21 protein-coding genes and 2 pseudogenes are annotated in these 21,959 nt (G+C 61.8%); 5 read left to right on the top strand and 18 right to left on the bottom strand.

The window, feature by feature from the left end:
• Positions 1 to 54 precede the first annotated feature (54 nt).
• The 13 genes and pseudogenes from HV711_RS24765 to tssF form a co-directional block, all read right to left on the bottom strand.
• Positions 55 to 774 carry a hypothetical protein gene (locus HV711_RS24765; protein ID WP_051224470.1) on the bottom strand — a complete coding sequence of 240 codons (720 nt, stop codon included), beginning with the start codon at positions 772 to 774 and terminating at the stop codon, positions 55 to 57.
• Positions 775 to 1,324: 550 nt separating this feature from the next.
• On the bottom strand, positions 1,325 to 1,984 hold the full coding sequence (locus HV711_RS24770) for a hypothetical protein (protein ID WP_051224467.1): 660 nt from the start codon (positions 1,982 to 1,984) through the stop codon (positions 1,325 to 1,327).
• 16 nt (positions 1,985 to 2,000) lie between these two features.
• Positions 2,001 to 2,603, bottom strand: coding sequence for a hypothetical protein (locus HV711_RS24775; RefSeq protein WP_175145283.1), 603 nt, complete (start codon positions 2,601 to 2,603; stop codon positions 2,001 to 2,003).
• Position 2,604: 1 nt separating this feature from the next.
• Positions 2,605 to 3,198, bottom strand: coding sequence for a DUF7713 domain-containing protein (locus HV711_RS24780; RefSeq protein ID WP_035482708.1), 594 nt, complete (start codon positions 3,196 to 3,198; stop codon positions 2,605 to 2,607).
• Positions 3,195 to 3,725 (bottom strand): hypothetical protein, encoded by a 531-nt coding sequence (locus tag HV711_RS24785; protein ID WP_035482707.1) that lies wholly within the window; start codon positions 3,723 to 3,725, stop codon positions 3,195 to 3,197. Before HV711_RS24785 ends, HV711_RS24780 begins: the two co-directional genes overlap by 4 nt.
• Positions 3,726 to 3,997: 272 nt before the next feature.
• Positions 3,998 to 4,234, bottom strand: coding sequence for a hypothetical protein (locus tag HV711_RS24790; RefSeq protein WP_175145285.1), 237 nt, complete (start codon positions 4,232 to 4,234; stop codon positions 3,998 to 4,000).
• Complete coding sequence (locus HV711_RS24795; protein WP_051224465.1) at positions 4,200 to 5,387, bottom strand: DUF746 domain-containing protein; 1,188 nt, start codon at positions 5,385 to 5,387, stop codon at positions 4,200 to 4,202. Before HV711_RS24795 ends, HV711_RS24790 begins: the two co-directional genes overlap by 35 nt.
• A 93-nt stretch (positions 5,388 to 5,480) precedes the next feature.
• Positions 5,481 to 5,723, bottom strand: coding sequence for a DUF3717 domain-containing protein (locus HV711_RS24800; protein ID WP_035482702.1), 243 nt, complete (start codon positions 5,721 to 5,723; stop codon positions 5,481 to 5,483).
• Positions 5,724 to 5,868: 145 nt separating this feature from the next.
• Positions 5,869 to 6,318 (bottom strand): hypothetical protein, encoded by a 450-nt coding sequence (locus HV711_RS24805; protein ID WP_082201516.1) that lies wholly within the window; start codon positions 6,316 to 6,318, stop codon positions 5,869 to 5,871.
• 67 nt (positions 6,319 to 6,385) lie between these two features.
• Entirely contained in the window at positions 6,386 to 7,300 is a 915-nt protein-coding gene (locus HV711_RS24810; RefSeq protein ID WP_175145287.1) for a hypothetical protein, read from the bottom strand.
• Positions 7,301 to 7,342: 42 nt separating this feature from the next.
• Entirely contained in the window at positions 7,343 to 7,894 is a 552-nt protein-coding gene (gene tssJ, locus HV711_RS24815; protein WP_082201514.1) for a type VI secretion system lipoprotein TssJ, read from the bottom strand.
• A 13-nt stretch (positions 7,895 to 7,907) separates the two neighbouring features.
• On the bottom strand, positions 7,908 to 9,029 hold the full coding sequence (gene tssG / locus HV711_RS24820; RefSeq protein ID WP_035482698.1) for a type VI secretion system baseplate subunit TssG: 1,122 nt from the start codon (positions 9,027 to 9,029) through the stop codon (positions 7,908 to 7,910).
• Positions 9,026 to 10,078: pseudogene (gene tssF / locus HV711_RS24825) on the bottom strand (type VI secretion system baseplate subunit TssF); the annotation flags it as partial. The gene tssG and the pseudogene tssF, both read right to left, overlap by 4 nt.
• Here tssF and tssD point away from each other — a divergent pair.
• The 5 genes and pseudogenes from tssD to HV711_RS24850 all read left to right on the top strand — a co-directional run.
• Positions 10,074 to 10,349 (top strand): annotated as a pseudogene (tssD, locus tag HV711_RS24830) (type VI secretion system tube protein TssD); the annotation flags it as partial. The pseudogenes tssF and tssD sit on opposite strands and share 5 nt — an antisense overlap.
• Positions 10,350 to 10,506: 157 nt before the next feature.
• The gene (gene tssH, locus HV711_RS24835) at positions 10,507 to 13,236 is read left to right on the top strand and encodes a type VI secretion system ATPase TssH (protein WP_051224463.1); all 2,730 of its coding nucleotides are present in this window, start codon (positions 10,507 to 10,509) and stop codon (positions 13,234 to 13,236) included.
• Between the two features lie 10 nt (positions 13,237 to 13,246).
• Complete coding sequence (gene tssE / locus HV711_RS24840) at positions 13,247 to 13,678, top strand: type VI secretion system baseplate subunit TssE (RefSeq protein ID WP_035482697.1); 432 nt, start codon at positions 13,247 to 13,249, stop codon at positions 13,676 to 13,678.
• A 92-nt stretch (positions 13,679 to 13,770) separates the two neighbouring features.
• Entirely contained in the window at positions 13,771 to 14,058 is a 288-nt protein-coding gene (locus HV711_RS24845; RefSeq protein ID WP_035482695.1) for an HU family DNA-binding protein, read from the top strand.
• A 130-nt stretch (positions 14,059 to 14,188) separates the two neighbouring features.
• A complete protein-coding gene (locus HV711_RS24850; protein ID WP_051224460.1) occupies positions 14,189 to 14,596 on the top strand; it encodes a hypothetical protein in 408 nt (135 codons plus the stop codon).
• 62 nt (positions 14,597 to 14,658) lie between these two features.
• On the opposite strand, the gene HV711_RS24855 is transcribed toward HV711_RS24850, so the two are convergent.
• The 5 genes from HV711_RS24855 to HV711_RS24875 form a co-directional block, all read right to left on the bottom strand.
• Entirely contained in the window at positions 14,659 to 15,258 is a 600-nt protein-coding gene (locus HV711_RS24855) for a hypothetical protein (protein WP_035482693.1), read from the bottom strand.
• The gene (locus HV711_RS24860) at positions 15,251 to 16,513 is read right to left on the bottom strand and encodes a type II restriction endonuclease (protein WP_244142735.1); all 1,263 of its coding nucleotides are present in this window, start codon (positions 16,511 to 16,513) and stop codon (positions 15,251 to 15,253) included. Before HV711_RS24860 ends, HV711_RS24855 begins: the two co-directional genes overlap by 8 nt.
• Positions 16,495 to 16,941: a very short patch repair endonuclease gene (locus HV711_RS24865; protein WP_035482729.1), complete on the bottom strand. Its 447-nt coding sequence runs from the start codon at positions 16,939 to 16,941 to the stop codon at positions 16,495 to 16,497. The genes HV711_RS24860 and HV711_RS24865 overlap by 19 nt, the downstream gene beginning before the upstream one ends.
• The gene (dcm, locus tag HV711_RS24870; protein ID WP_035482728.1) at positions 16,941 to 18,221 is read right to left on the bottom strand and encodes a DNA (cytosine-5-)-methyltransferase; all 1,281 of its coding nucleotides are present in this window, start codon (positions 18,219 to 18,221) and stop codon (positions 16,941 to 16,943) included. The genes HV711_RS24865 and dcm overlap by 1 nt, the downstream gene beginning before the upstream one ends.
• A 241-nt stretch (positions 18,222 to 18,462) precedes the next feature.
• On the bottom strand, positions 18,463 to 21,399 hold the full coding sequence (locus tag HV711_RS24875) for a hypothetical protein (RefSeq protein WP_051224458.1): 2,937 nt from the start codon (positions 21,397 to 21,399) through the stop codon (positions 18,463 to 18,465).
• Positions 21,400 to 21,959: the final 560 nt, after the last annotated feature.

Genomic DNA, 21,959 nt, shown 5'->3' on the forward strand with positions numbered 1-21,959 from the left:
GACGGTCGTTCTGTCCACTTTTTCTTCTAATCTAATGGACACCTCGCAGACAGCTCATCCCAGTATTTTCAAGGCTCCGGCTGATGTCCATCGTTTTTCTCTTGCGCATAACGAGGGAAACCACGCGAAATCGGTGACTTCGCCTGTGCCGACGAATTCCGCATCGAACTGCCTGCGTAACGCGTCCAGCGAGACGTCCCTGAGTCGAGATAGCAGTGCGACAAACCGGGCGGGCGCAAGCCAGGCCAGTTCCGTGAGCAACGGCCACGTAGCGTCCAGACCGTCGGCCCTGTAACGCGCCTCGGTCATCCATGCAAGCGGCGCAGGGATACGCCGCCACGATGCGATCCGCTTAACCGCCTGCTTTGCCGCACTCCAGTCACCGGCCTGCAACCAGATCGACGCCGCGTGATGGTCACCGTAATCCGCATCAAACGGCAGGTTGGAGGCTCGCTGCGCGAGCGTTCGCCAGCAAGGCATCAGCCAGGCGGCAGCCTGCACACCGAACATGCATCGGGCCGCCAGAGCGATTTCATCGTCGAGCACGCGACGGGCGTCAGCGAACGCAGGATGGTCGGCGAAGCGCGTGGCTGTCGTGTCCCCGATCGCGGTGATCAGGATTGCAAGGGCCGGCACGGTGTGATCGCCGGGATACTCGCCGCTCAGCCGCTCCCACGCCTGACGGGCATCGGAAGCATGACGCCGCTGCAAGGCGTCAAGCACGTCGTTGCGGAGCATGACATCACGGCTGTCGGCGAAAAGGTCAAGTTGCATCGTGACGGAAACCAGATGATCGGGATATTCGGGTCTGCAAGATTAGCCCATTCTGCTGCGCTTCCGGATATCCGGCCGTCGCTCGCTGACTACAGTCAGCTCGAAGCGTAGTCTGGACACTTCATCGCTCAACGTTTCGAGCCAATTCATTTTGATCATTTTCCCATCTGGGGTCGTGCCCACATAGCCGCCAAATGTGCCATTTGGCTCGGGTTCCTCGGGCACCAGAATCGGGCCTATTGATCGAGTTTTCGTCCAAAGCGCGACGCTCTCACACGGGCGTGTCCTATCGGAACTGCCGCCGACTGGCATTCGTCAGCTACAGGACTACATGAGTCTGCGAGCCGATCACGTCGCGGCGGCAGCTGCCGGGTTGTGTGCAGTTGATGCAGCAAGCCTTCGACCGGATGAATATCAAGCTGCACGATGTGATCTCCTCCCTCGACGGCGTCAGCGGTATGGCGGTAGCCCGCGTGATCGTGGCCGGGGAGCGTTCGCCTGAGGCGCTTGCGGCTATGTGCATTGCTGTGCTCCCCCCACCTATCATCACTCATTTGCCCGTCCGAATCCGGGGGTGGCAGTGCCGCGCGACCAGTTCCTCGAGGCGCGGATTGAACTCGTCGGGGCGCAGGCATTCCATTGGCTCGCGTTGCGGCCATACCTTGAGGATGTTGGCGGGGCGCCGTTTCATCGGCCCGCCGCCAAGTTCAGGGCCGATGATCCAGGCCGGGACGTTGTGCCGCTCAAGGTGCGGATACATCATGCGTGCGCAGTCTTCGAACCGGCCGTCATCGGTGGCGCCGTCGTCAAAAACCAACAGTGCGACCATGCGCCCACATTGTTCGCAGCGCACCTCTTTCACCGGCAACTGTCCGGTCGGCCGTGGCGGGCGAACAGGCAAGGGGGGCGTGGGGCCACGCCCGGGTCCATAGACCGATTCCAGAATGCCGGACAGTTCCCTGCAGAGCGGCTCGAGCAATTCGATCCGGCGTGACATCATCGGATCGCCAGGATGACCGGCGACCTCCGATGTCAGTCGCGTCTGGCCGTCCGGTGCCGATTCAACCGCGAGCCGGCCGAGTTCACCGAGTTCGACATCACGAAATACATAGGCGATCCCGCCAGGCATCGGCTGGCGGATGACGCTGATGTTCGGCGGCAGCTGGAAATCCTGACCGGGGTTGCTCCGACGATTGTTTCGCGCTGTCACAAAGGACTCCTGATGGTTAGCACGCCGGGGACGCTTCGATCCGCGACATGCCCTGCTGGGCGGAAACGATGGCCCTTGCGCAGTCGCCCTCATTCAACCCGACATTGCTGTTGATCTTCAGTACCTGATGGTCGGCAGTGGTGAGTTCGTATTCGTAGACGTTTTCCGTCTTCGTGGTCGTGGCATGGCTGAACAGGCTGGTCAGATCGATCCCCAGGCCGGCGCCACCGAACCCGCCACCGCTGATGGCGCCGCCACCCACGCCCGCGCTGACGGGCGAAGGCGATGGCTGATCGAGTCTGGCGACAAGCTTCCTGCCTGTGATGCGTCCGGTCTCTATCCGGGCATCGGGCGGCATGGGCTGGCTGGTCGTCCCGGCGCAGCCGGCCAGCCCCAGGAAGGTCGCGCAGGAAGCGAAGACAGCAAGGTAAAGGCAGGCCTTTGTCGGCATCACCGGGGCAGGGTCACGGAAAGTACAGGTCAGGAAATTCAAAGGGGAGCGCGTGCTGCTATTGTAGCCGTCGGCCTGACGGTAAAAACCCGTCATCGTCATGTCCTGACGGCGTGTCGAGGAAACCAGAATCAGGCGTCTGGCGCAACCATTGCGGTACCACTGCAAATCAAGGCTCGTCAGCCATATCGATGATCTGGAGTCTGAACTGCCAGCCTTCGAAAGCCGTGAGCATGCGCCCGAAATCGTCCCAGCTGATTTCCCGGCCATCGACGACCACGACCGGCGTGTCGCCGGGGCCGGTCATATCGGACGAAATGCGGCCCCGCACGGTTTGATCGCTGATCCGCAACTGATGTCCATCGGCAGCAAGATCCTTGACGGACAGGGCTCGCCGCATTTTTTGAACGAGGCGGCCGAGCAGGGTTAGCACGTCATCGTCCGGGTTGCCGATCATGCGGAATTCATAACCTGCCCGAAGCTCGCCCTGAATTTCGAAAGCATCGAGGACGAGCATGTTGCCGCCAGCCAGGCGCATCTGGAAATGGAACTGGTGCGCGTCTCCCGCACAATCGACCATCCGGATAGGTTCGAGCCGCACGTTCTCGAAGCCAGTCAGGCCGTACCGCTTCGCGACCTCTGCATTGAAACATTGAGTGCAAAGCAGCCGGTAACCACCACCGGCAGCGCCGTAGTGGATGGCATCATACGCTGCAATAGGCTGCGCACACTGTTCGCACTGGTCGCACTGGTCGTGAGTCATTGGGTTCTCCGTGGTTGGCGAGACGGTTCCCTGAGCGATGGCATGGGTACGAAGGCGATGCAGTTCACGAGGTTGGTCGCGGCCAGCATCACATACTGGTCGCTGTCCTCCGGAACGATCCGCTTAAGCCAGTCCGCAGTCATCGACAGCACACAGGCCTGCAGGTTCTGCTCAGGATGGTTTTCCACATACTGCTGCATCAGGCGATCCCGCTGGGGCGGACTCAGGTCTTCGCCCAGCTTGACCGTGCTCACGTAGATCCGCTGCTGCAATTCCTGATCGTCTTCCGTGATGAGGGGCCATGTCCAGCCCGATTCCTTCATCGCCTGAAAGCAGAGCAGGAGAAGTTCGAGGGCGAACTCCATCTTCTCCAGCGATACTCCCAGCTTCGGCAGGACGAGAACCGAGCCGAGCATATGCGGCTGGGCACGGTATATTTCATCGGCCAGCGCCTCCTTCTGTCGCAGGTTCATCGTCTCTACGGCGCTCATGGCCCGCGCCATGGCCTCCAGTGAAATACGGCTCATTCGGGTTTTTCCGTTACGTGATGAGTACCCGATGGCCGGTCACCACCGACCGGGTCGCCTTTTACCAATCTGCCCAGATGTGCACACCGGCCGCGAACACCCGAACACGGCGGGCGCTCACCGCTAGAACTTCGTGCCCGCGTGGCAACCGCCGAACGCAGCGCCGTTGGTCGCCAATGCACCGCAGCCAAACAGGCCGCATCCACCGAGCAGGGACAAGGCGCAAACCAGTAGCGCGGCCATCACGAACTTTCGGAGTTGCATCGTCGCCATCAGTGGTGGATTGGAGCAGAAGCAAATATAAGCGTGAGTACGACGTGAAGGAATCCCCACGCGAACAGAATCGCGGCAATCAGTCCGGCCACGGCCGTGCGCAGCGTCCATCGAAACTCGCGTCTGTCGGCCGTGTATGCGTCCTGTGCGACCGGTTGATTACGGACCACGCCCTTCAGATCCCCGATGCCGGCCGTGCATTCACGCTCCTTCACGATCTTCCCTGTCCTTTTCATGTGTGTCCAGTGTCACCCGCCGCGCTGTCCTGGGCACGCCGCGTCGCGACTTCGCCGACACGGCGAAATCCATTCCCGGCACCGTTGCATCGTCCTGATCCTCCACTTCCGCACCGACGATCTCGAACCGGCCATTGCGTTCGACGAGCGTGCGCCGCATGGAGAAGAGCCGACCGCAGCCGATGCAGTGCCATACGCGCCGGCCGTCGCGCCTGGCTGTGCCCGTCCGGCCGCAGAAAAGGCACGGTGTGTCTCGCGTTGGCGTGGCACCGAGCCGGAAGCGCGCGCTCAGGTTGCCGTCCGGTTCCAGCTGGTCGGCCCAGCGGGCGAACTTGTCACGCCACGTCTGGATCTGCGTTTCGTCAGCCTGGAAGATATCCGCGACCTGCGCGTACGACAGCGGCAGCGACAGATACCGGATCAATGGCCGGAAACGCCCGGCGCTTACCATGTACGTGCTCGAAAACGGTGTGCCGGTGCGCCGATTGAACACCCGGTGACACGTCCGGCATTCGAATGCCGGCAGCCGGCGGCTCGGATGGGGCGCCATCTCGTACGTGTTCCGGCTGCCGCAGTGCGCACATCGTGGCGCCGGCCCCGCCTTCGCGTATATGTCGTCGTATTCAGAAGTCAGCCGCCTGGTCAACTTGACGTCCTCGGCGGTGCCGGTCTCCGCGACGTGCAGCGATGTGGGCCGTACCTCGGCGCGGCGTCCGCCGAGTCGCACGCGGGCTTCCCATTTTCCAGACGGATCCAGCTCGAGAAGCCAGACGCGAAATGCCTTGACCAGTTCGCTGACCTGGGCAGGCAACTTCCCCAGCAGACGACCGGCCTCGGTGCAGTTGAGCGGTTGCGGCAACAGCGGGACGAATGTCTCGACCTTCCCGAGAAGGCGGCCATCGAGCGGCGTGCCCTGCAGGCGCGTATATTGTTTGCCGCATGCGCTGCAGCGGTATACCGGCAGGCGATAGCCACCGAGTCTGGGACGGTATCCATCGATGACAATGGAGGTTCCGGCGCAACGTATGCACGGTGGCCGTGGCTCCGCGTCCGACGAGATGAGCGCGGCAATGCGCCGGTCCAGAAATGCGATCAGTTCGCGGTCTTTCACCTGGCCTCTGGCCTTGCCATCCTGATTGCGGACTGGCTTCATGTCGGCGACCTCAACCCGCGGCAAACCCGCGGTTCCATCCCGCCCGCAGGGGCGAGCATGAGGCGGTGCAGTTCCAGGAGCCGCATTCGATGCCTAGCGCTCCGGGTCGGCCGGAGGCGCATCGAACAAACACCCCAGCGCGGCGAACTCAGCACGGCTGATCTGATCAATGTCAATCGCCCCCAAATGCTTTTCGACGAGACGTCCGTAGAGCGTTGACAACAACCGTTCCTCACGCGCGCCGTCAACACTGTCGTTGTACAGGCGTGCGCGATCGTGGTGTTTGCGCCAGTGATGAATGGCCCGCTCGATCTGGGCCAGAGTAAAACTCCGCATCTGTCCATACATCCTTTCAAAAACATCGGCATACTGGCGACGACGAAACCGTTCCCGGTCGCGCTTCGCACATCGTCAGCCGTCAAAGGCCATCAGGTCCTCGCCGACGGGCAACATCCTCTGCGGCAAAGCCGTTGCTGTCGTGTCATTCCGGATTCGACGCGGCCTGCCCAGGAAGCGAGTGGCTCACCTGGTCGACCACCGATTTTGCAGCGCCGACCGCCAGCGCCCGGTCAATATCCGACGTTTGCCAGTCGCCGTTAGCATCCTTCGTGAAGACTAGGTTTGCATGAAACGTCGTGCCGGATCCGTCAGGCAGACTGGCGCGACGTACGATGTCCACCTCGCAGGCGAAGGTATCGGCGGCGGTCTTCGTGCAATCGCCGTCGGGTTTGACGGACGCGACATCCGCTGACGTCGGCATCGGACTGCCGACCAGCGCGTTGATACCACCCCGGTTTGCCGCGTCGAGCGCCCGTCTCACCGCGCCATCGATCGCGCTCGCGCCCGGGCCCGCATGAAACGCGTCGCAGGCCGCTATCAGCATGCACATCCCTGCCATCGTTGCGGCGAGCCGCAGTCTCTTTGTTTGCATCGATTCCACCTTTCTTTTTGCGATTGACCGTAAACACCGTGGGCTCACGGTTCCCTCTTCCCCCGTTTCACAGCATGATCGGCACGGCCCCCTTGCTGCGCCGGCGATTGCGAGCCATACGCCGGCTTTCCCAGGCACACTCCGCACACCAGCTGCCGCGCCACACGCTGTTGACCGTGGCCTTCCATAGGTGGCCCTTCGCGCACTCAAGCTCAAGCTTGCCGTGCACCCCGGGGTAAACTGCGGACAGGCATCGCCCGCCGCGCGACTTCGCCAGATCCTGCATCTGTTCGATCGTGCGGGTCCTCGCTTTGACCGCACAGCGGTGACACCACTGGCCCTTGCTCACACGAAACCATGGCGCCGACCACGTGTGTCCCTCGGCGCACTGCCATTCCAGCGGCGTTTCCTTGTCGACGTACGCCGACAGGCAGCGCCCGCCACGCTCGACAGCCGCGCGTTCGATATCTTCATGGCGCGGCTTGATGCGCTCGAAATAACATGTCTGGCACCAGTCCCCTTTGAGCACGCCCTCGAAGTTGGCAGACCATTCATGCCCGGCGCCACAGCGCCAGCGCAGTTTCGCCCGGCCATTCTGATAGCGGGTCGACAGGCACAGCCCGCCGTGCCGCGCGGCGAGCGTGCGGGCCTCGTCGATCGAATGCACGGTCGTGCGCGCGTAGTGGCAGGCCTGACACCAGCCCCCACGCCGCAGCACCACAATGGACAGCGCGAAACGGTGTCCGGCGGCGCATTCAAATCCGAGCGGTACCTTGCTACCCTTGTATGCCGGCGTCAGACATTGACCGCCCCATGCCCGGGCGACTTTCTGGATGACGGCAATTGCCCGTTCGCGATAGTCGGGGGCATAGATGTCCAGCCGGAACATTTCCTCAATTGCGCGTTGTACCAGCGTGCGGGTCTGTACGGAAACCCGTTGCGACCATGCGGCGCTCGGGACCGCCTTCGTGACAGTTGTCATGACGTTCAGTCTCTTACTATCGTGCAACTCCTACCCGAGATGTCACTGTTTTGAACCATCGTTTGACGCGACGAGATCTCGATTCGCCAGTTCAAGCTTCAGTGGCGCATCGGCGGAAAGCGTCTTCTTCGCAATCACACGTCGCCATTCAGTGCCGGCACCGGGATCGCGATAGAACGCGACGATCGCGATGTATTGCGTGTCCGGCTGTATCGGCTGCGACAGGCTCGCGGCCGCGCCCGGGTTCACGACCGTGGCGAGGCTCGCCTGCAGGTCCTGCGCCAGCACGGTTTTGTCGTTCTTGAGCAGATCGTCGTAGGACGCCGCGTCAAAGAGCTTGCGGTCCTTGAGTTGATACACACGTACGGCAACCGAGGTCGACCGGTCGGCGTCGTCCGGGTTAAGGGAGGCGCGAGCCGTCAGGTCAACGTTCAGCGTCTTGACCTGTTTGTAGAAGACGGCTTGGTATGCGCTCGAGGTGCCGTCAGAGACAGCCTGCCAGGCGCCGCAGGCGGAAAGCAGCAGGCTGGACGCGAGGGTGGCCATGGCGGCCCGGTTGGCGCGGGTCGGGCGGCTGGGTATGAAGCTGGGCATGAATTCTCCGGAATCAGGCAACGCGTGCGGCAAGGTACGGGTTCGGCGCGGGTGCCGGAAACGCTTCGTAGCTGCCGAGTTCAATCGTGATCAGACGCTCGTCGTCCGACGGCAACACCGTGGTCCAGGCGAGGCGCGGCAGCGAACCGCTCAATGCTGAAGTCATTGTCGGTGGCGGCACCAGCCGCGACGACAGTTCCATGCGCAGGAACACATCGGCCTTCGTGCCGACATACAGGCGCAGGAACGCCATCAACTCCCGGTGCACCGGTGCGCCGGGCAACAGGTCGTGAGCCTGTGCGGCGCTCGCTGGCCGCACCGTCACCCGCGCCGCTCGGCTACGGTACGCGACGCGTGTACCCAGCACGTAGCCGGCACCAAGTGTCCCGGGGCTCACTCCGCCACCTTCCCGCGGCCGGTCGTTCCCCGGTGCGCCCGAACTGAGTACATAAGGTTTGCCCGCAGCCTTGAAGGTCGGGTGAAATTCGTCGACACGCACCTCGACGCCCGGCACCGCCAGCGCGACGACGCCAGCGAGCCCCTCGGGCGTGCGCGTGCGCTGGATCAGCAAGCCGAGCAGCGCGAGCACGCGTGAATCGGGCAGCCCGGCTCGCGCGGGCTTTTCGCCCCAGCCGAAACCCGCGAGGCAGAGCAGCTTGCGCGAGTGTTCGTCGGTCGCGCCCGGGCGGAATCCGATCGGGTAGCGGTATTTCTTCCACGCTCGGTACAGCAGCGTCACGTACCGGTGATTGAACTGGTCAAGAAACGCTTCGACCGCCTCGTGCCCCTCCTCCCGCAGCACGATATCGTCGATCATGTAGGACGGCACCGCAGCGTCGACGCCATACAGGCCCATGAACGTCGTGTGCACGGCAGGCGGTGCGTCGGGCCGCTCCGGGTCAAACCCGACCGAGGCGATTTCACCGGCCGGAAAACCTGTACGCGGCCGAGCACGGAACCGCACGGCTTCATGTTCAGGCGTGTCGCGTGTGCCAAAGCCCGGGTGGTCCGGCACGCGAACCTCCAGAAGCTGGCATAGCTGCATGAAGCTCATGGTCGGCGCGCGCTCAAGCAGCGATCTCACGAGCGGGTCGAGATTAACCGTGGCCTGATCCGGCAGATCACGTACCTTCATAGCGGGGAACGCAGTGCCTTGCTGCGCGGCCATTCGGTGCGGGACTGTGATGGCAGGCTGACGATCGCGAGTTTCGTGAACAGGTTGATCTCGGCGTAGAGCGCAAAAAAGCGGTGCAGGAGTTCACCGAACAGCATCACGTCGCCTTCTCCCGCGAATGCGTGAGCGTCGAGCGTCACTTCGATCAGCACTCCCCGTTCGACCGAGCCGCCCGACACCTCTTCAAGCAGTTCCTCCGAGACGTGCAGGATGCCCGCGAGGCGGCGACGGTTCAGCTCGTCGTTGGTCCAGTCATAGAGCGCCAGTGCGCCGCGCAATACTTCCGCATCCATCATCGACAGGAAGTTCGGCGCGAGGTGCGAGAGCACGCGCCACTGGAAGCGGTCTCCGGTTGGCGGATACAGCGGCAACGTCGGCGCGGCGAGATTGCGCACGCCTGCCACGTTCGGCGTGCTCGCGGCAAGTTCGTTGATACTCGCCTCGCGCAACCCCTTGCGCGGCAGCATGCCGTTCGTGCCTGTCACACGCAGCGACAGGCTTTCCTCCGGCAGGTCCTGCATCGTCTCCCATGCGTGGCCACCGAGGATTACCCAGGTCTCGTGCAGGCCGGTGGCACCGGGGCGCACCCGCGAGTGAAAGTACCGCTCTGGCGCTTCGTGGCGCATCATGCCGCCGCGATGGCGGAAGGTGGCGAACGGTACGTATTCATAGCGCTCCGCCGTTTCGTGATCGAACGACTCGATCGCGTCGACCGAGTAGGTTTCGACGTGTTCACCCTGGTGGCCCGCCGGCACGACCCGGTATTCCGTCTCGTGGTGATTAACCGGGATCGTCTCGGCATCCAGCGTGAACAGGTTGATCACCGGCGTGCAGAAGAGGCGCACGTTCTCTGCCGTAAAGCGCTGGTCGGACGGATAGCTGTGCTTTAGCAGGATCTCCAGCTCGAAGCTGAACGCGTTCGCAGGCAGTTTCGCAATGTCCAGTCCGCACAGGTCAATGAACAGGAATTTTTCACGAAAAGAAAAATATTCGAGTAATAGCTGGTACCTGTACAAGGCGGTCACGAGCGGCCAGACGCTCAAGTCGATCGAGATCAAGTGGTACAAGATCGACGACGCCGGCAAGGAAAAGGAATACTTCAACACGAAGCTCGACAACGTCAAGATCGTGGGTGTCACGCCGAAGATGCACGACATCAAGAATCCCGCTTACGAGAAGCACAACCATCTCGAAGAGATCGAACTGCGCTACGAGAAGATTACCTGGTCGTACAAGGACGGCAACATCATTCACGCCGACAGCTGGAATGAGCGCTCGTAAAAATTTGTAAGAAGCAGGCCTCGGAAAGCCGGCACTGGCCCAACCGACTCCCCGTCAGTTGTGTGCCGGCATTCTTTTCGCCAGTTCACCCTGTGGACTGGCGTTTTTTGTTGCCGGCGGACCCTCTCTCTGCCGCGCCCCAGGACCGGGTACCCACATGACGATGCGCGACACCACACATCTGCTCCGCAAGCTCAATCCGCATTGCGCGAGCGCGCTCGAAGCCGCCGCGAATCTCTGTAACGCGCGCCTTGCCGATGAAATCACCGTCGAGCACTGGCTGCTCAAGCTGATCGAGGCGGGCGACGGGGACATTCCCGCGATCCTGCGCCGCTACGAAATCGACATCAACGGCGTGTGGGACGCGCTGCTCGCGGCAATCGACCGCACGCCCCGCAATCTGCGTGGCAAACCATCGCTTTCCCGGTCACTCGCACATGTACTCGAAAACGCCTGGCTCCATGCATCAGCCGGTGAGTCCGCGCAGCCGATCCGCTCCGCGAACCTGTTGCAGGCGATTGTCGATGCGCCGCATGTGCTGCGCGCGACAGACGCCTGGCCGTTGCTGTCCATAAGTTCCACACAGGTCCAGCGGCTACTGCGTGACCTCGACCGTCAATCGGCTGAGGGGGCACGGCAGGACGTGAGGGAAGCAGCGGACAGCAAAGCGCCCGGATCACCGGGCACTGTCACGGCGACAGACGATGAGGCGCAACGGAAGGTGTCGCCCTCGCCCGGGATCAGCTCTGGTACGGATGGTGACGCCCTCGGGCGCTTTGCCATCGACCTGACTGAAAAGGCCGCGCGCGGCGATATCGACCCGGTATTCGGTCGCGATCGCGAAATCCAGCAGATGGTCGACGTGCTCGCGCGGCGACGGAAGAACAATCCGATTCTTGTCGGCGAACCGGGCGTCGGCAAGACCGCGCTGGTCGAGGGACTCGCGCTTCGTGTGGCCGAAGGCAGCGTACCGAATGTCATCCGTGACGTGCGCATTCTCACGCTCGATCTCGGCCTGCTTCAGGCAGGCGCGGGTGTAAAAGGCGAATTCGAGCAGCGCCTGAAAAACGTGATTGACGAAGTGCAGGCCTCGCCGGTGCCGATCCTGCTTTTCATCGACGAAGCCCACACGCTGATCGGTGCAGGTAACGCCGCCGGCGGCGCCGACGCGGCGAACCTGCTCAAACCCGCGCTCGCGCGTGGCGAGCTGCGCACGATCGCGGCGACCACGTGGTCTGAGTACAAGGAATACTTCGAGCGCGATGCCGCGCTTGAGCGGCGCTTCCAGATCATCAAGGTCGAAGAGCCGGACGACGATGCGGCCTGCCTGATGCTGCGGGGACTGGCCAGCCGTTATGCGAAACACCACAACGTCCATATCCGCGGCGAAGCGATTACCGCCGCCGTGAAACTCTCACGTCGCTATATCCCGGCGCGACAGCTACCGGACAAGGCTGTTGATCTGATCGACACGGCCGCCGCTCGTGTGCGTATGGGACTCGAATCGCCGCCGCCAGAACTGCAACGTGCAGCCGCGACGGTGACCGCGCTGGAACTGGAGCTTGCCACACTCGATTCTGATCAGCAGGTTGGTGTGCCGGGGCTGGCAGGTGAGCGTGAGACACTGAACGAGGCACTGGCCTCGGCGAGAGCGGAAAGCGAGCGGTTGCAGCAACGCTACACGCGCGAACTGGAACTGGTCAGTGGGTTGCTTGCCCACCGGGACGCCGGCAGCGACGGCGCAACGCTCGAGGCGGCGCAGCGTAACCTGTCGGATGCGCAGGGCAAGACGCCGCTGATATTCGCCGACGTGGACGCGCAGGCAATCGCGCGAGTCGTGTCCGAATGGACGGGTGTGCCCGTCGGCAATCTGGTCGAAGACGAACTGCGCAGTCTGCTCGCGATCGAACAGGGACTGGCGAAACGCGTGGTGGCACAGGACGATGCGCTCGCCGCACTCGCGGAAAGCTTACGCACCGCCAAGGCAGGCCTGAAAAGCGAGCACACGCCGTTGGGTGTTTTTCTGCTCGCCGGGCCGTCTGGCGTTGGCAAGACGGAAACCGCGCTGGCACTTGCCGATCTCCTGTTCGGTGGCGAATCCGCACTGACCGTGATCAACATGTCGGAATACCAGGAGGCGCACACGGTCTCGCAACTGAAGGGTTCTCCTCCCGGCTATGTTGGCTATGGCAAAGGCGGTGTGCTAACCGAGGCCGTGCGGCAACGGCCGTACAGCGTTGTCCTGCTCGACGAAGTGGAAAAGGCGCACCGCGACGTGCTCGACCTCTTCTATCAGGTATTCGACCGCGGTGCGATGCGGGACGGCGAGGGCCGCGAGATCGATTTCCGCAACTGCGTGATCCTGATGACCTCCAACCTGGGCAGCGCACAGATCGACGAGGCGACGGCAGAGAATCCGGCGATCTCGCAGGATGAGCTGCTTGAGGCGATCCGTCCGGAACTCGTGGCCCACTTCCAGCCCGCGCTGCTGGCCCGTTTCCAGACGCTCGTGTACCGGCCGCTGGAAGCACCGGCGCTCGAATCCATCGTGAAGCTGAAGATCGACAAGGTGGTCGAACGACTTCGCCGGCAGCACAACGTGGCGCTGACGTGCGACGAGGCGCTGACAGTATCACTCGCGCAACTGTGTCTCGCGCGAGAATCCGGCGCGCGCAACGTTGACGCGTTCCTGAACCAGCGAATTCTGCCGGCGGTGTCGCGCGAGCTGCTCGCACGGATGGCCGAGGGACTCGCGCCCGCGGAGATCCGGCTGTCAATGTCAGATGAGGGCAATCTCACGATCGATTTTGTTGATCGCGCCGACGACGAACACGATGCGACGGTCACGCTTTACAGCCACGCTCCTGCCACAGAAACGTCGATGTGAGGTCAATGCGATGCCCACCGGCCCCTCCCTCTACGACATGCTGCTCGGCCATATCGACGGCGAGCCGCTCGAAGCGCACGACGATAAAACGCTCGAGATTCTCAGCGTGCAGGCAAATATCCGGCGCATTCTGAACGCGCGCGCCGGAGCGCTGAAGCACGTGCCCGACTTTGGGCTACCTGATCTCACCGATGTGTACAGGAATCTTCCCGCCTCCGTTCACGACCTCAGGAACCAGATGGAGGCGACCCTGCTGAAGTTCGAGCCACGTATCCGGTCTATCGATGTCGAGATCGACGACAGGCCCGACCCCGGCCTGCTGGTCAGCTTCTGGATGACCTGTCACCTCAAAAAGGCCGGGCTCGTACGTTTCGGGACCTATTTCGAGCCGCAAGGACGTATGCGCGTGGAGCGGGTGCAGCCGCCCAAGCCGGGCCAGTGACGTCAGGCTGACTAACGACCGTGTCGACCTGCTCGCAAGTTCGCTTAGAATGGCGCGCAACGCCCAACTTATCGACAAGGAGAGTCTTCGACATGAATAAAACCGACCTGATTGACGCGGTTTCCGCACAAACGGATGTGAGCAAAGCGCAAGCTGGTGAGGCTCTCGACGCGGTTATCGACGCCATCACCAAGGCTGTCACCCGCGGCGAGACCGTGCAGTTGATCGGCTTCGGCAGCTTCAGCTCGGGTGCGCGCGCCGCGCGCACTGGGCGCAACCCGCAGACCGGTGCGGAGATCAAGATCCCGGCATCGAAAACCGTCAAGTTCACTGCCGGTAAGGCGTTCAAGGACGCTGTGAACAGCTCGAAGAAAAAATAAGTCTTGCGGTGGCAGGCGGGTGCTCCGCCCGCTTGCCACCGTATTCGCGTGTTTCCCACTCGTTTTCATGTCCCGTTCATCCTCCCGCCACAGCAGCCGAAAACCGGCCCGCAAGCCGCTCACCCGCGACATGCTGCTGCCGCTGCCAGCCGCCACGGTACGTGCGGCCGCTCTCGAAAATCACCTCGCGCTCGTTGCGATGCGAACCGGCAATGGCAGCGTCGACCAGATGAGCTGTCTGCTCAAGGTCGCCTACCTCTCCTGGTTTCTTCTGGAAAAACCCGTCGATCGTGAACAGCATATCCACCTGTTGCACGCCAGCGAAACGGCGCTTCAGCAATGCGGGCTGCGTGCGCAGTCCGGACAGCCGTGGAGCCTACGGCAGGAGGAGATCGCGGATCTCGAATCCCTGCTCGCGTTGCATGACCGTCAACTGCATTCGGTATGCGCGCATCAATATCAGGCAGCGTGGGCCAGGCTGCAGCATTTTGTGAGCAGCGACGCACAGTCGCCGCTTCCTGCACGCCGGCCGTTGTGACCATCTACTGCCAGCGGCGCCCGTGCACCAACGGCAGCCTGTGATGCGACTCCGGACGGCGCTCAGCCGTGGCTATCAAGCAGATCGCCCTGTCCAAGCGTAGAGCAAATGAATCCTGACATGCCTGCATTCAGCTCGCGATAGCGGTCGGCGTTGGCGACCTTCCCGCGAAGCATTTTTCGCCACAAGGTCTCGCGGCGCTCGGCCGAAATATGAACCCACGGTGTGAGTACGATTCCAGCCTTGTCGTAGTCGCCCTGAGCTCGCATAGCTGCGTAGTTTTCCTCGATCGTAACGATGTGAACGGACTCGTAGTCAACCAGAGTGCGAACAAATTCGCCGGGATCATTGAGCTGGTCCCGGCGGTGTCGATCGACAAGTCCAGTAAGCGTCGTCTGGATCCGCTTGTAATGCTCAAGGCGCAAACCTGAGCCCTCGGCCGCAATGGCTGAATGCGAGACAAGCCCTGTAAATTGCCGAATTCGGCGTTTGACGCTCTCTGCCATGATGTGCGTGTACCAGGCACGAGCCCGTCCCGAAGTGACATTCGGACGGGAAGCGAGCCACATGATTTCTTCGTAGATCGAGACAAGCGCCGCTTGAAGGTCGGCGGGAATCTGCAGGTCTGCATGGGGGAAAGGCTCGGTATTCAAGCTATCCATCCTGGCGCTCCCGCACTATCGCGACAAACTGCTCGACGTTCATCAGCCACGCCTGTTGCGAGGGCACGTAGGTCTCATGCAGTTTGGTCGGCAGCACCAGTTGCAACCGCTTCGCTCGCATTTCGTCGGTCTGGTGAAGGGAAATGGCGGTCTCAAGGGTGAGCAGGTGCTTGTCCGCCACACGGTCCGCTTCAGCCAATACCTGTCTCCAGCGATCCTTGCAGGTCGACTTGACCCCAAGCATCGTTAAACGGATCGAGTCAAAGGTGTGATCGTGGTATTCGGCCTTTCCAGGAAACAGGAAATCCGGCTTCGACTTGTTTTCAGTCGCAGCCGTGCGCGCATACTGAATCCCGCTTTCTGCGAAGAGCAGTTCAAGGTGATTTTCGAGCGCGAGGCCGACCCGGCTCTTCCGGCGATTCTGCACGGACAACGAAAAGCTCAGGAAGCCCTCGACATCAGCGCCCTTCTCCGCATCGCCGCTAAAGCCTTTTGACAGGCGATCGGCAAGCAGATATCGCTCGAGCGTCCGGAAAAGTATCTCCTCGCGCTCCATCCACGCCATCAGCACCACGTCAGGATTTTCGTGCACGTTCAGGTCGTCGAGCGTCGAGCGTGCATATGCGGAGAACTCGCGCGTGGTAGGGAACTTGCCGCCAAAGCGCTTGAGCATCTCATCCAGATACGTTGCTTCGGAAGTTTCAACCGCGACGCCGATGCTCTCAAGAATGAAGCGGGATGCAAACTCGATCCGGTCCTGTTCCGTCTCCAGTTCCGACTTGACCGAAAAACCCGGATGCGCAAGATCGGCGAATCCGAAGAGCCACTCGATCTGCCGGGCGATGCTGGATCCGTTCTCGGCGATCACCACAAGCAGACCGCCGTCGCGACGCTTGCCGATCACCAGCAGATCGCCCGTCGCTGCATTGAGCGAAACGTTCGTCGTCGGAAAGTACAGGCGGTATTCCCAGCGCTGCACGCCGCGTTCGAGCCGTGCCCGCTGGCGTGCGTCGTACCACGTGAATACCGCGTCTTCCATAATCGGATCGTCGTCCAGATCCGACAGGTAGAGCAGCTTCGCATCGTACCGAACTTTGCCGTCAGGCTCGCCCAGTATCGTGCGCAACCCTTCGACGCCATTGAACTCGTGCTGGTTCGACTGGATGACGTCCGCTTCCACCGCACTCAGCCGTTTCGCGGCCACACCCTCGAAGTACTCGGACAGGTAACCCGCCTTCATCCCCGTTGCTCCCATTTGCGCGTGCTGCTTCGCAGCCACCCAGCGAGTGCATCGGCTACTGCCTCCGCATCACACCCTTTGCCGCGCACCGCACATTCCCAGATGACACCGACCCGCCAGCCTGCGGCGAGCAGCGCATCATGCGCACGCTGATCATTCGTCTGGTTGCGACCGATTTTCTCGCGCCAGAACTCGACGCGCGTTGCCGGCCATTTGAAGTATCGACAGTCGTGCCCGTGCCAGAAACAGCCATGCACGAACACGACCGCATGATAGCGCGGGAGCACAAGATCCGGCTTGCCCGGCAGGTCGCGTGCGTGAAGGCGGAAGCGAAAGCCCCGCCGGTGCAGCAGGCTGCGAATGAGAATCTCAGGCCGGGTGTCGCGCCCCCGTATGCCGGCCATCATCCGGCTGCGGGTGACGCGGTCGACGACGTCGACCATCATTCAGCGTGCGCGAGCTCTTTTGCGACGGCCTGTCGCGCGGAGATCAGCGTCTTCATGTGCGGCACCAGGATGCGGGCGACTTCGCGCATCACGGGCATCACCACGCTGTTGCCGAACTGACGGTACGCCTGCGTATCGCTCACCGGAATCCGGAAGCTGTCCGGAAAGCCCATCAGTCGTGCGCACTCGCGCGGCGTTAGTCGCCGCGGCCGCTTGCCCTTGCCTTTGCCCTGAAAAACGAGGATCTCCGAGCCGTCTTTATAGTATCGGGCAGACAATGTGCGGGTTACGCTGTCCGGATAAACGAGTCCAAACCCAAAACCGTTGCCGGCCGCGCGATGCTTCTCTGCATAGCCTTGCAGATACTCCCACAGCTTCGGCGTCAGGGTGTACTTGGCTTGCACCTTAGCCTTGTCATGATCGAAGAAGCGGTCGCCATCCCATTCGAGAAGCGGCTCGCTGCCGTCGGTCTTGTGCAGGATCGACGACAGGACCGGACCGTCCGCCGGCAGGCAAAGGTCGTCCCACGAGAACGCGGTCTCTTCGCGAAAGCCAACGATGACGATGCGCTCCCGGTGCTGCGGCGTGAAGTGCTGGCCGTCGATGATCTTGTAGTGCACGTCGTACTTGAGTTCGTCGCGCAGTACCGAAATGATCCGGCGGAAAGTTTCGCCCTTGTCATGCGAGACGAGGTTTTTGACGTTCTCCAGCAGAAACGCTGCTGGCCGTTTGACGTCAATGATGCGCGCAACATCGTAGAAGAGCGTGCCCTGTGTCGTGCACTCAAATCCATGGGGCCGGCCAAGCGAGTTTTTCTTGCTTACGCCGGCGATACTGAACGGCTGGCACGGAAAGCCCGCGAGCAGCACGTCGTGATCCGGCACGTTCTCAGAGAGGAACGGCACAATGTCGCCAACAAACTGGTGAGTGTCGCTGGAATCGCCGAAGTTCTCGACGTAGGTCTTGCGGGAGAAATCGTTCCACTCGCTGGTAAAGATGCAGTGGCCACCGTAAGTTTCAAACCCCTGACGGATGCCGCCGATGCCGGCGAAGAGATCGATAAAGCGGAATCCGCTTTCCTTCCACGGGACGTCCTTGTTCGCCCTGCCCTCCAGCATGTCACGGAGCGCCGCCTCGGCGATGACGGGACAGGGCGTTTCCTGTGACTCCCAACGTCTGATGGTCTTGATATCCTTGCCGACCCGTTCGGCGATTTCGCGCTGACTGTATATCTGTCGAACCTGCTTGAGCAGGGTGTGCGAATCGGCTACGGTCATGTTGATTTTCTCGCTGGGAATTTTTGCGGACATTTTGACCTTGGGCCACGCTCGTGTCCAGCGTTTTTTGGAATGACCTTCCACTCCGTGTGCCCAACGCCCATGATCTGCGATAGTTTGGTGTTGGTAGCTGCGAGTGGGGCACTCAAGAACATCCGGTCGTGATTGTCCACCCGCCCCTCGAGCAGGCCCTGTTGATGAAAGCGCGTCTTGAGTCGGTGTAAAGCAGTGGCCATGGGCTTCATGAAAAGTTCCTGCTGGTTCGGTCCGCCGTATCGTCGCGTGCCGGAACATCACCTGCTTCGTCCGATACGGCTTCAGGGATCGGCGTCTGCCACATCACATACAGCGTGTTGACCGCTCCTTCCCCGTGCTCGTAACCATAGAACACTTCGCGTCCACCCAACCCAACGCTGTACGGTGGCGCCGGGAACCCGGAGGCATCGCGGGTTATGTCGTGCCTCGATGGAGACCGACGCTGCGACGCGTCCGCTTGGACTTTTTCGACATGTCGGTAAATGTCGTCGCGGTTCGACATGAAGTGCTGACCACTGTCGTCCGATGGAAACGCCACTGCCGCCATGTTGTTATCCAGCGCGAAATGCTGGGCCACTTCCAGGAACGATTGCACGACTGACTCGGCATCGTAGCGCACGTCCGTGTCTTCGACCGTGTTAATCGCCCGCATTACCAACGTTGCGCGATGCGGATCGATCGCTTTGATGCGCTCGACGTAGAGCATCGCCATGCCCACCAGCCGCATGGTCAACGGATCGAACACGACCAGATGTGACTGCCGTTCTTCGCGCCACATGCGCACGTTGTTTGCCGAGCAGAGCCTGGTTGCTACCTTGGCGAAGTACGCCGCCGGATGTTTCGACACGAACGCAACGTATTCTGCCTCGCTTTCCCTCCCCGAGGGGCGGCCTTCGAAAGCGTTGAGTTGCCGGTGGGTCCATGCACCGTGGATGCCACGTACCTTTTCCGCAATTTCGCCCAGCACGGCAGCCAACCGCTCGCGCGTCTGCATCCGGTTGTCATTGCCCGGCGATCCCGCGAGGCGGGTTGCCAACTTGCCGGCCGCTTCGTCGCTCAAGCTCCCGGCGATTCCTGTGACCTGCTCCCTCATAACGTCGAACAGCCCGATGTCAAAAAAGGCCGCGATGCGCTCCGCTGCGGCGTAACGCTGATCAACATCGTTCGCCTGTGCTTCCAGTGTTTCGATGTCGTTAAGCAACGCCTCCGTTACCTCGACAGGAAGGACGCCGAGGAGCACGCCGAGGTGCCGGTAAAACGTCTGCGGGTTGGCCGAGGCGTCACCCAACTGCTTCGGTGACAATCCCTGGCATCCATTGAGCACGTTGGCTTCCGCTTCCCGGCGAAAGGTCACGCCGTATGCGATAGCATCGCGGATCGCATCCACTCCATCCGAGTCGATCCGGCCTTTCAGTACAACGGGTCTGCGGCGCCACACCATAGTGTAGTGATCGCGCCGCACGAGGGAGTCGAGATGACTTTCAAGTCCTGCTACACCTGACCATCGCGAGTCCGCTTCGCGCAGCTCGACGCTGTAGACGGCCTCAATCGCGTCTGCCTGAAGCTGCGAAAGGGTCGTGGTGGCTGGCCCCTGCCCGCGCAGGAGCGTTTCCACTTCCACTCGGAACGCGACGAGTTGCCGTTCGTATTCATGCTCGCCGGTCAGGTACGCGGTGATCAGGCTGGCGGCCAGCATGCCTCCGGTAGCATCGAGTTGCCTTTTCAGGCCCGGGAGGATGCGGGCATGGATGCCGGGTTCCAGCGTCTGCCAATGCTGCCAGTATGCGTGACGCGCCTCCTCGTCCTCTACGTCGGTCGGGCTGCCCAGCAACCTGTAGCGCTCGTCCCACATGGCCGATGTCAGCGCGCCAAGGTTGCCGCCGACAAACGAAAAGTTTCCGCGGCTGGACGCATCGTCGACGAGCAATCTCGATACGGGCTGTCGCCAGTTGACCCCTGCGAGGTGCTCGATGCCACGCGACTTCTGCCGCCAGGCGCGCAATGCGTGCACGGTCCGTAGCCCGCGCGCCTCGACCGCGTACTCCAGCAGGCTGCGATCGATCTGGGCCAGTGGCCGGATTTCGTCGAACGCCGCGCGATCGGGCACCGGCAGGACCGAGACAAGATACTCGAGCGCATCGATGCGCTTCGCCCCGATGTTTCGCATCCATGCGGCGACTGATTCCGGTTGTTTGGCCGCGTTGCGCAACGCTCCATACATCGTCAACAGCCGGTCCAGATTGCGCGCCGACGTACCGTTCGCATACAGATCCTGAAATGCGAGCACACCGGCCGGCATGCCAAATCCATGTTGCGCGAGCGTCCGAAGGTAGTCAGCCAGATCATCGCCGGAACGTTGTGTCACGTAGGCACGGCATGTCGCGAGTTCACCAAACTTGAGTGAGTGCGGTGCCGAACACAGCAGCTCGATAGAATGGCGCGGATCACGATTACGCTCAGCCATCTGCAGAAGAAGCGACTGCAGGCCGGAAAGATCTTCAAGGGTTGCGCCACGCTCGCGCAGCTCGCGCACCGTCTCTTCGTCAGGCAGTTTTTCTTCTTCCAGGATTCGGGTGAACAGGCACCACTGCTGCGGATCCTTTGCACCGATCACGTCAATTACGAAATCCCAGTTATCCGGACGCGCGCGCCAGAGCCACTCGTCCAGCGCTTCGAAGAGTTGCGCCACATCGACGTGCTGACGCGCGGAAAGCGTTCTCACCGTGCGATCGAGGCGTGCCGGATCGCAGCGCCGCCAGCACCCGAGTACCTTCAGTGTCTGCTGACGGGGCACGCCGAGTTCAAGCAGGCGACGAATGGTCTTCGGGCCGTCGTCATCCCAATTGACGTCCCAGTTGTGGCCCTCGTTCCGTTCGCGCCAAGGTTCAAGCCACTGTAGCTCGTCGACGGATCGAATGACTCGCAGACCAATAAGAACGGCGAGCTTTTCCGGCGGGAAACTTCGCCAGATTCCGCAGAACACCGCATGCAGTTGTTCGGAGGTCTTGATTCCAAGATGCCACGCGTTGCGCGCGGTCACCAAGTCGAAGTACTGCAGGTCGTCCAGTACTGCCAGACTGCGTGGTGCCGTGAACTTCCGTGCAATGAAATCCAGTCCTTCGCCGTAGTAGGGTTTTTTCATGCATGCAGGACCGGCAAGCCGCTCAAAGACAAGTTCACGTCCTTCGGGTGTGCCTACAGAGCGAAGGCGGCTTGCTGCCAGTCGAAGCGTCCACACCGGAAAGAACGCCGACAGAAGGAAAACGCTGATCTTGACAGGCCACGAGATCTGCACCGGCACGTGATCCGGAATTCGCAGCGCGCGTCGGGCAAGGTCTGCAACGGGTGACTGCGGAGCGCACAGCTCGTCAACACTGCTCGCGACAGACTCACGAAACGCCTTGATGATCCGGCGACCATAGGCAAGCCCTCGTCGTGGACTATCCTCGTATCCATACCGGACCCTCGACGATTCCGAACGCCGCTCCTCAAGCCTCCACCTCGCGTACTCCGTCTCCAGTTGCTGCTTGCGGAAAGCGCGATACGCGTCTCTCTCGTCCCAAGATGGAGTACCGGTCGAGTGAGGGCCAGAATTGTGCGTCGAGGTTGTGGTCATAGGCTGGTCTCGCTATAGGGGCGGGCGCGTGGCTGCTTGTCGTTCGTCTTTTCGCCGCCGTGCGCAATCAGCGTGCGGCGGTACTG

This window comes from Paraburkholderia phenoliruptrix, from assembly GCF_902859825.1.
Classification (GTDB): Bacteria; Pseudomonadota; Gammaproteobacteria; order Burkholderiales; family Burkholderiaceae; genus Paraburkholderia; species Paraburkholderia phenoliruptrix.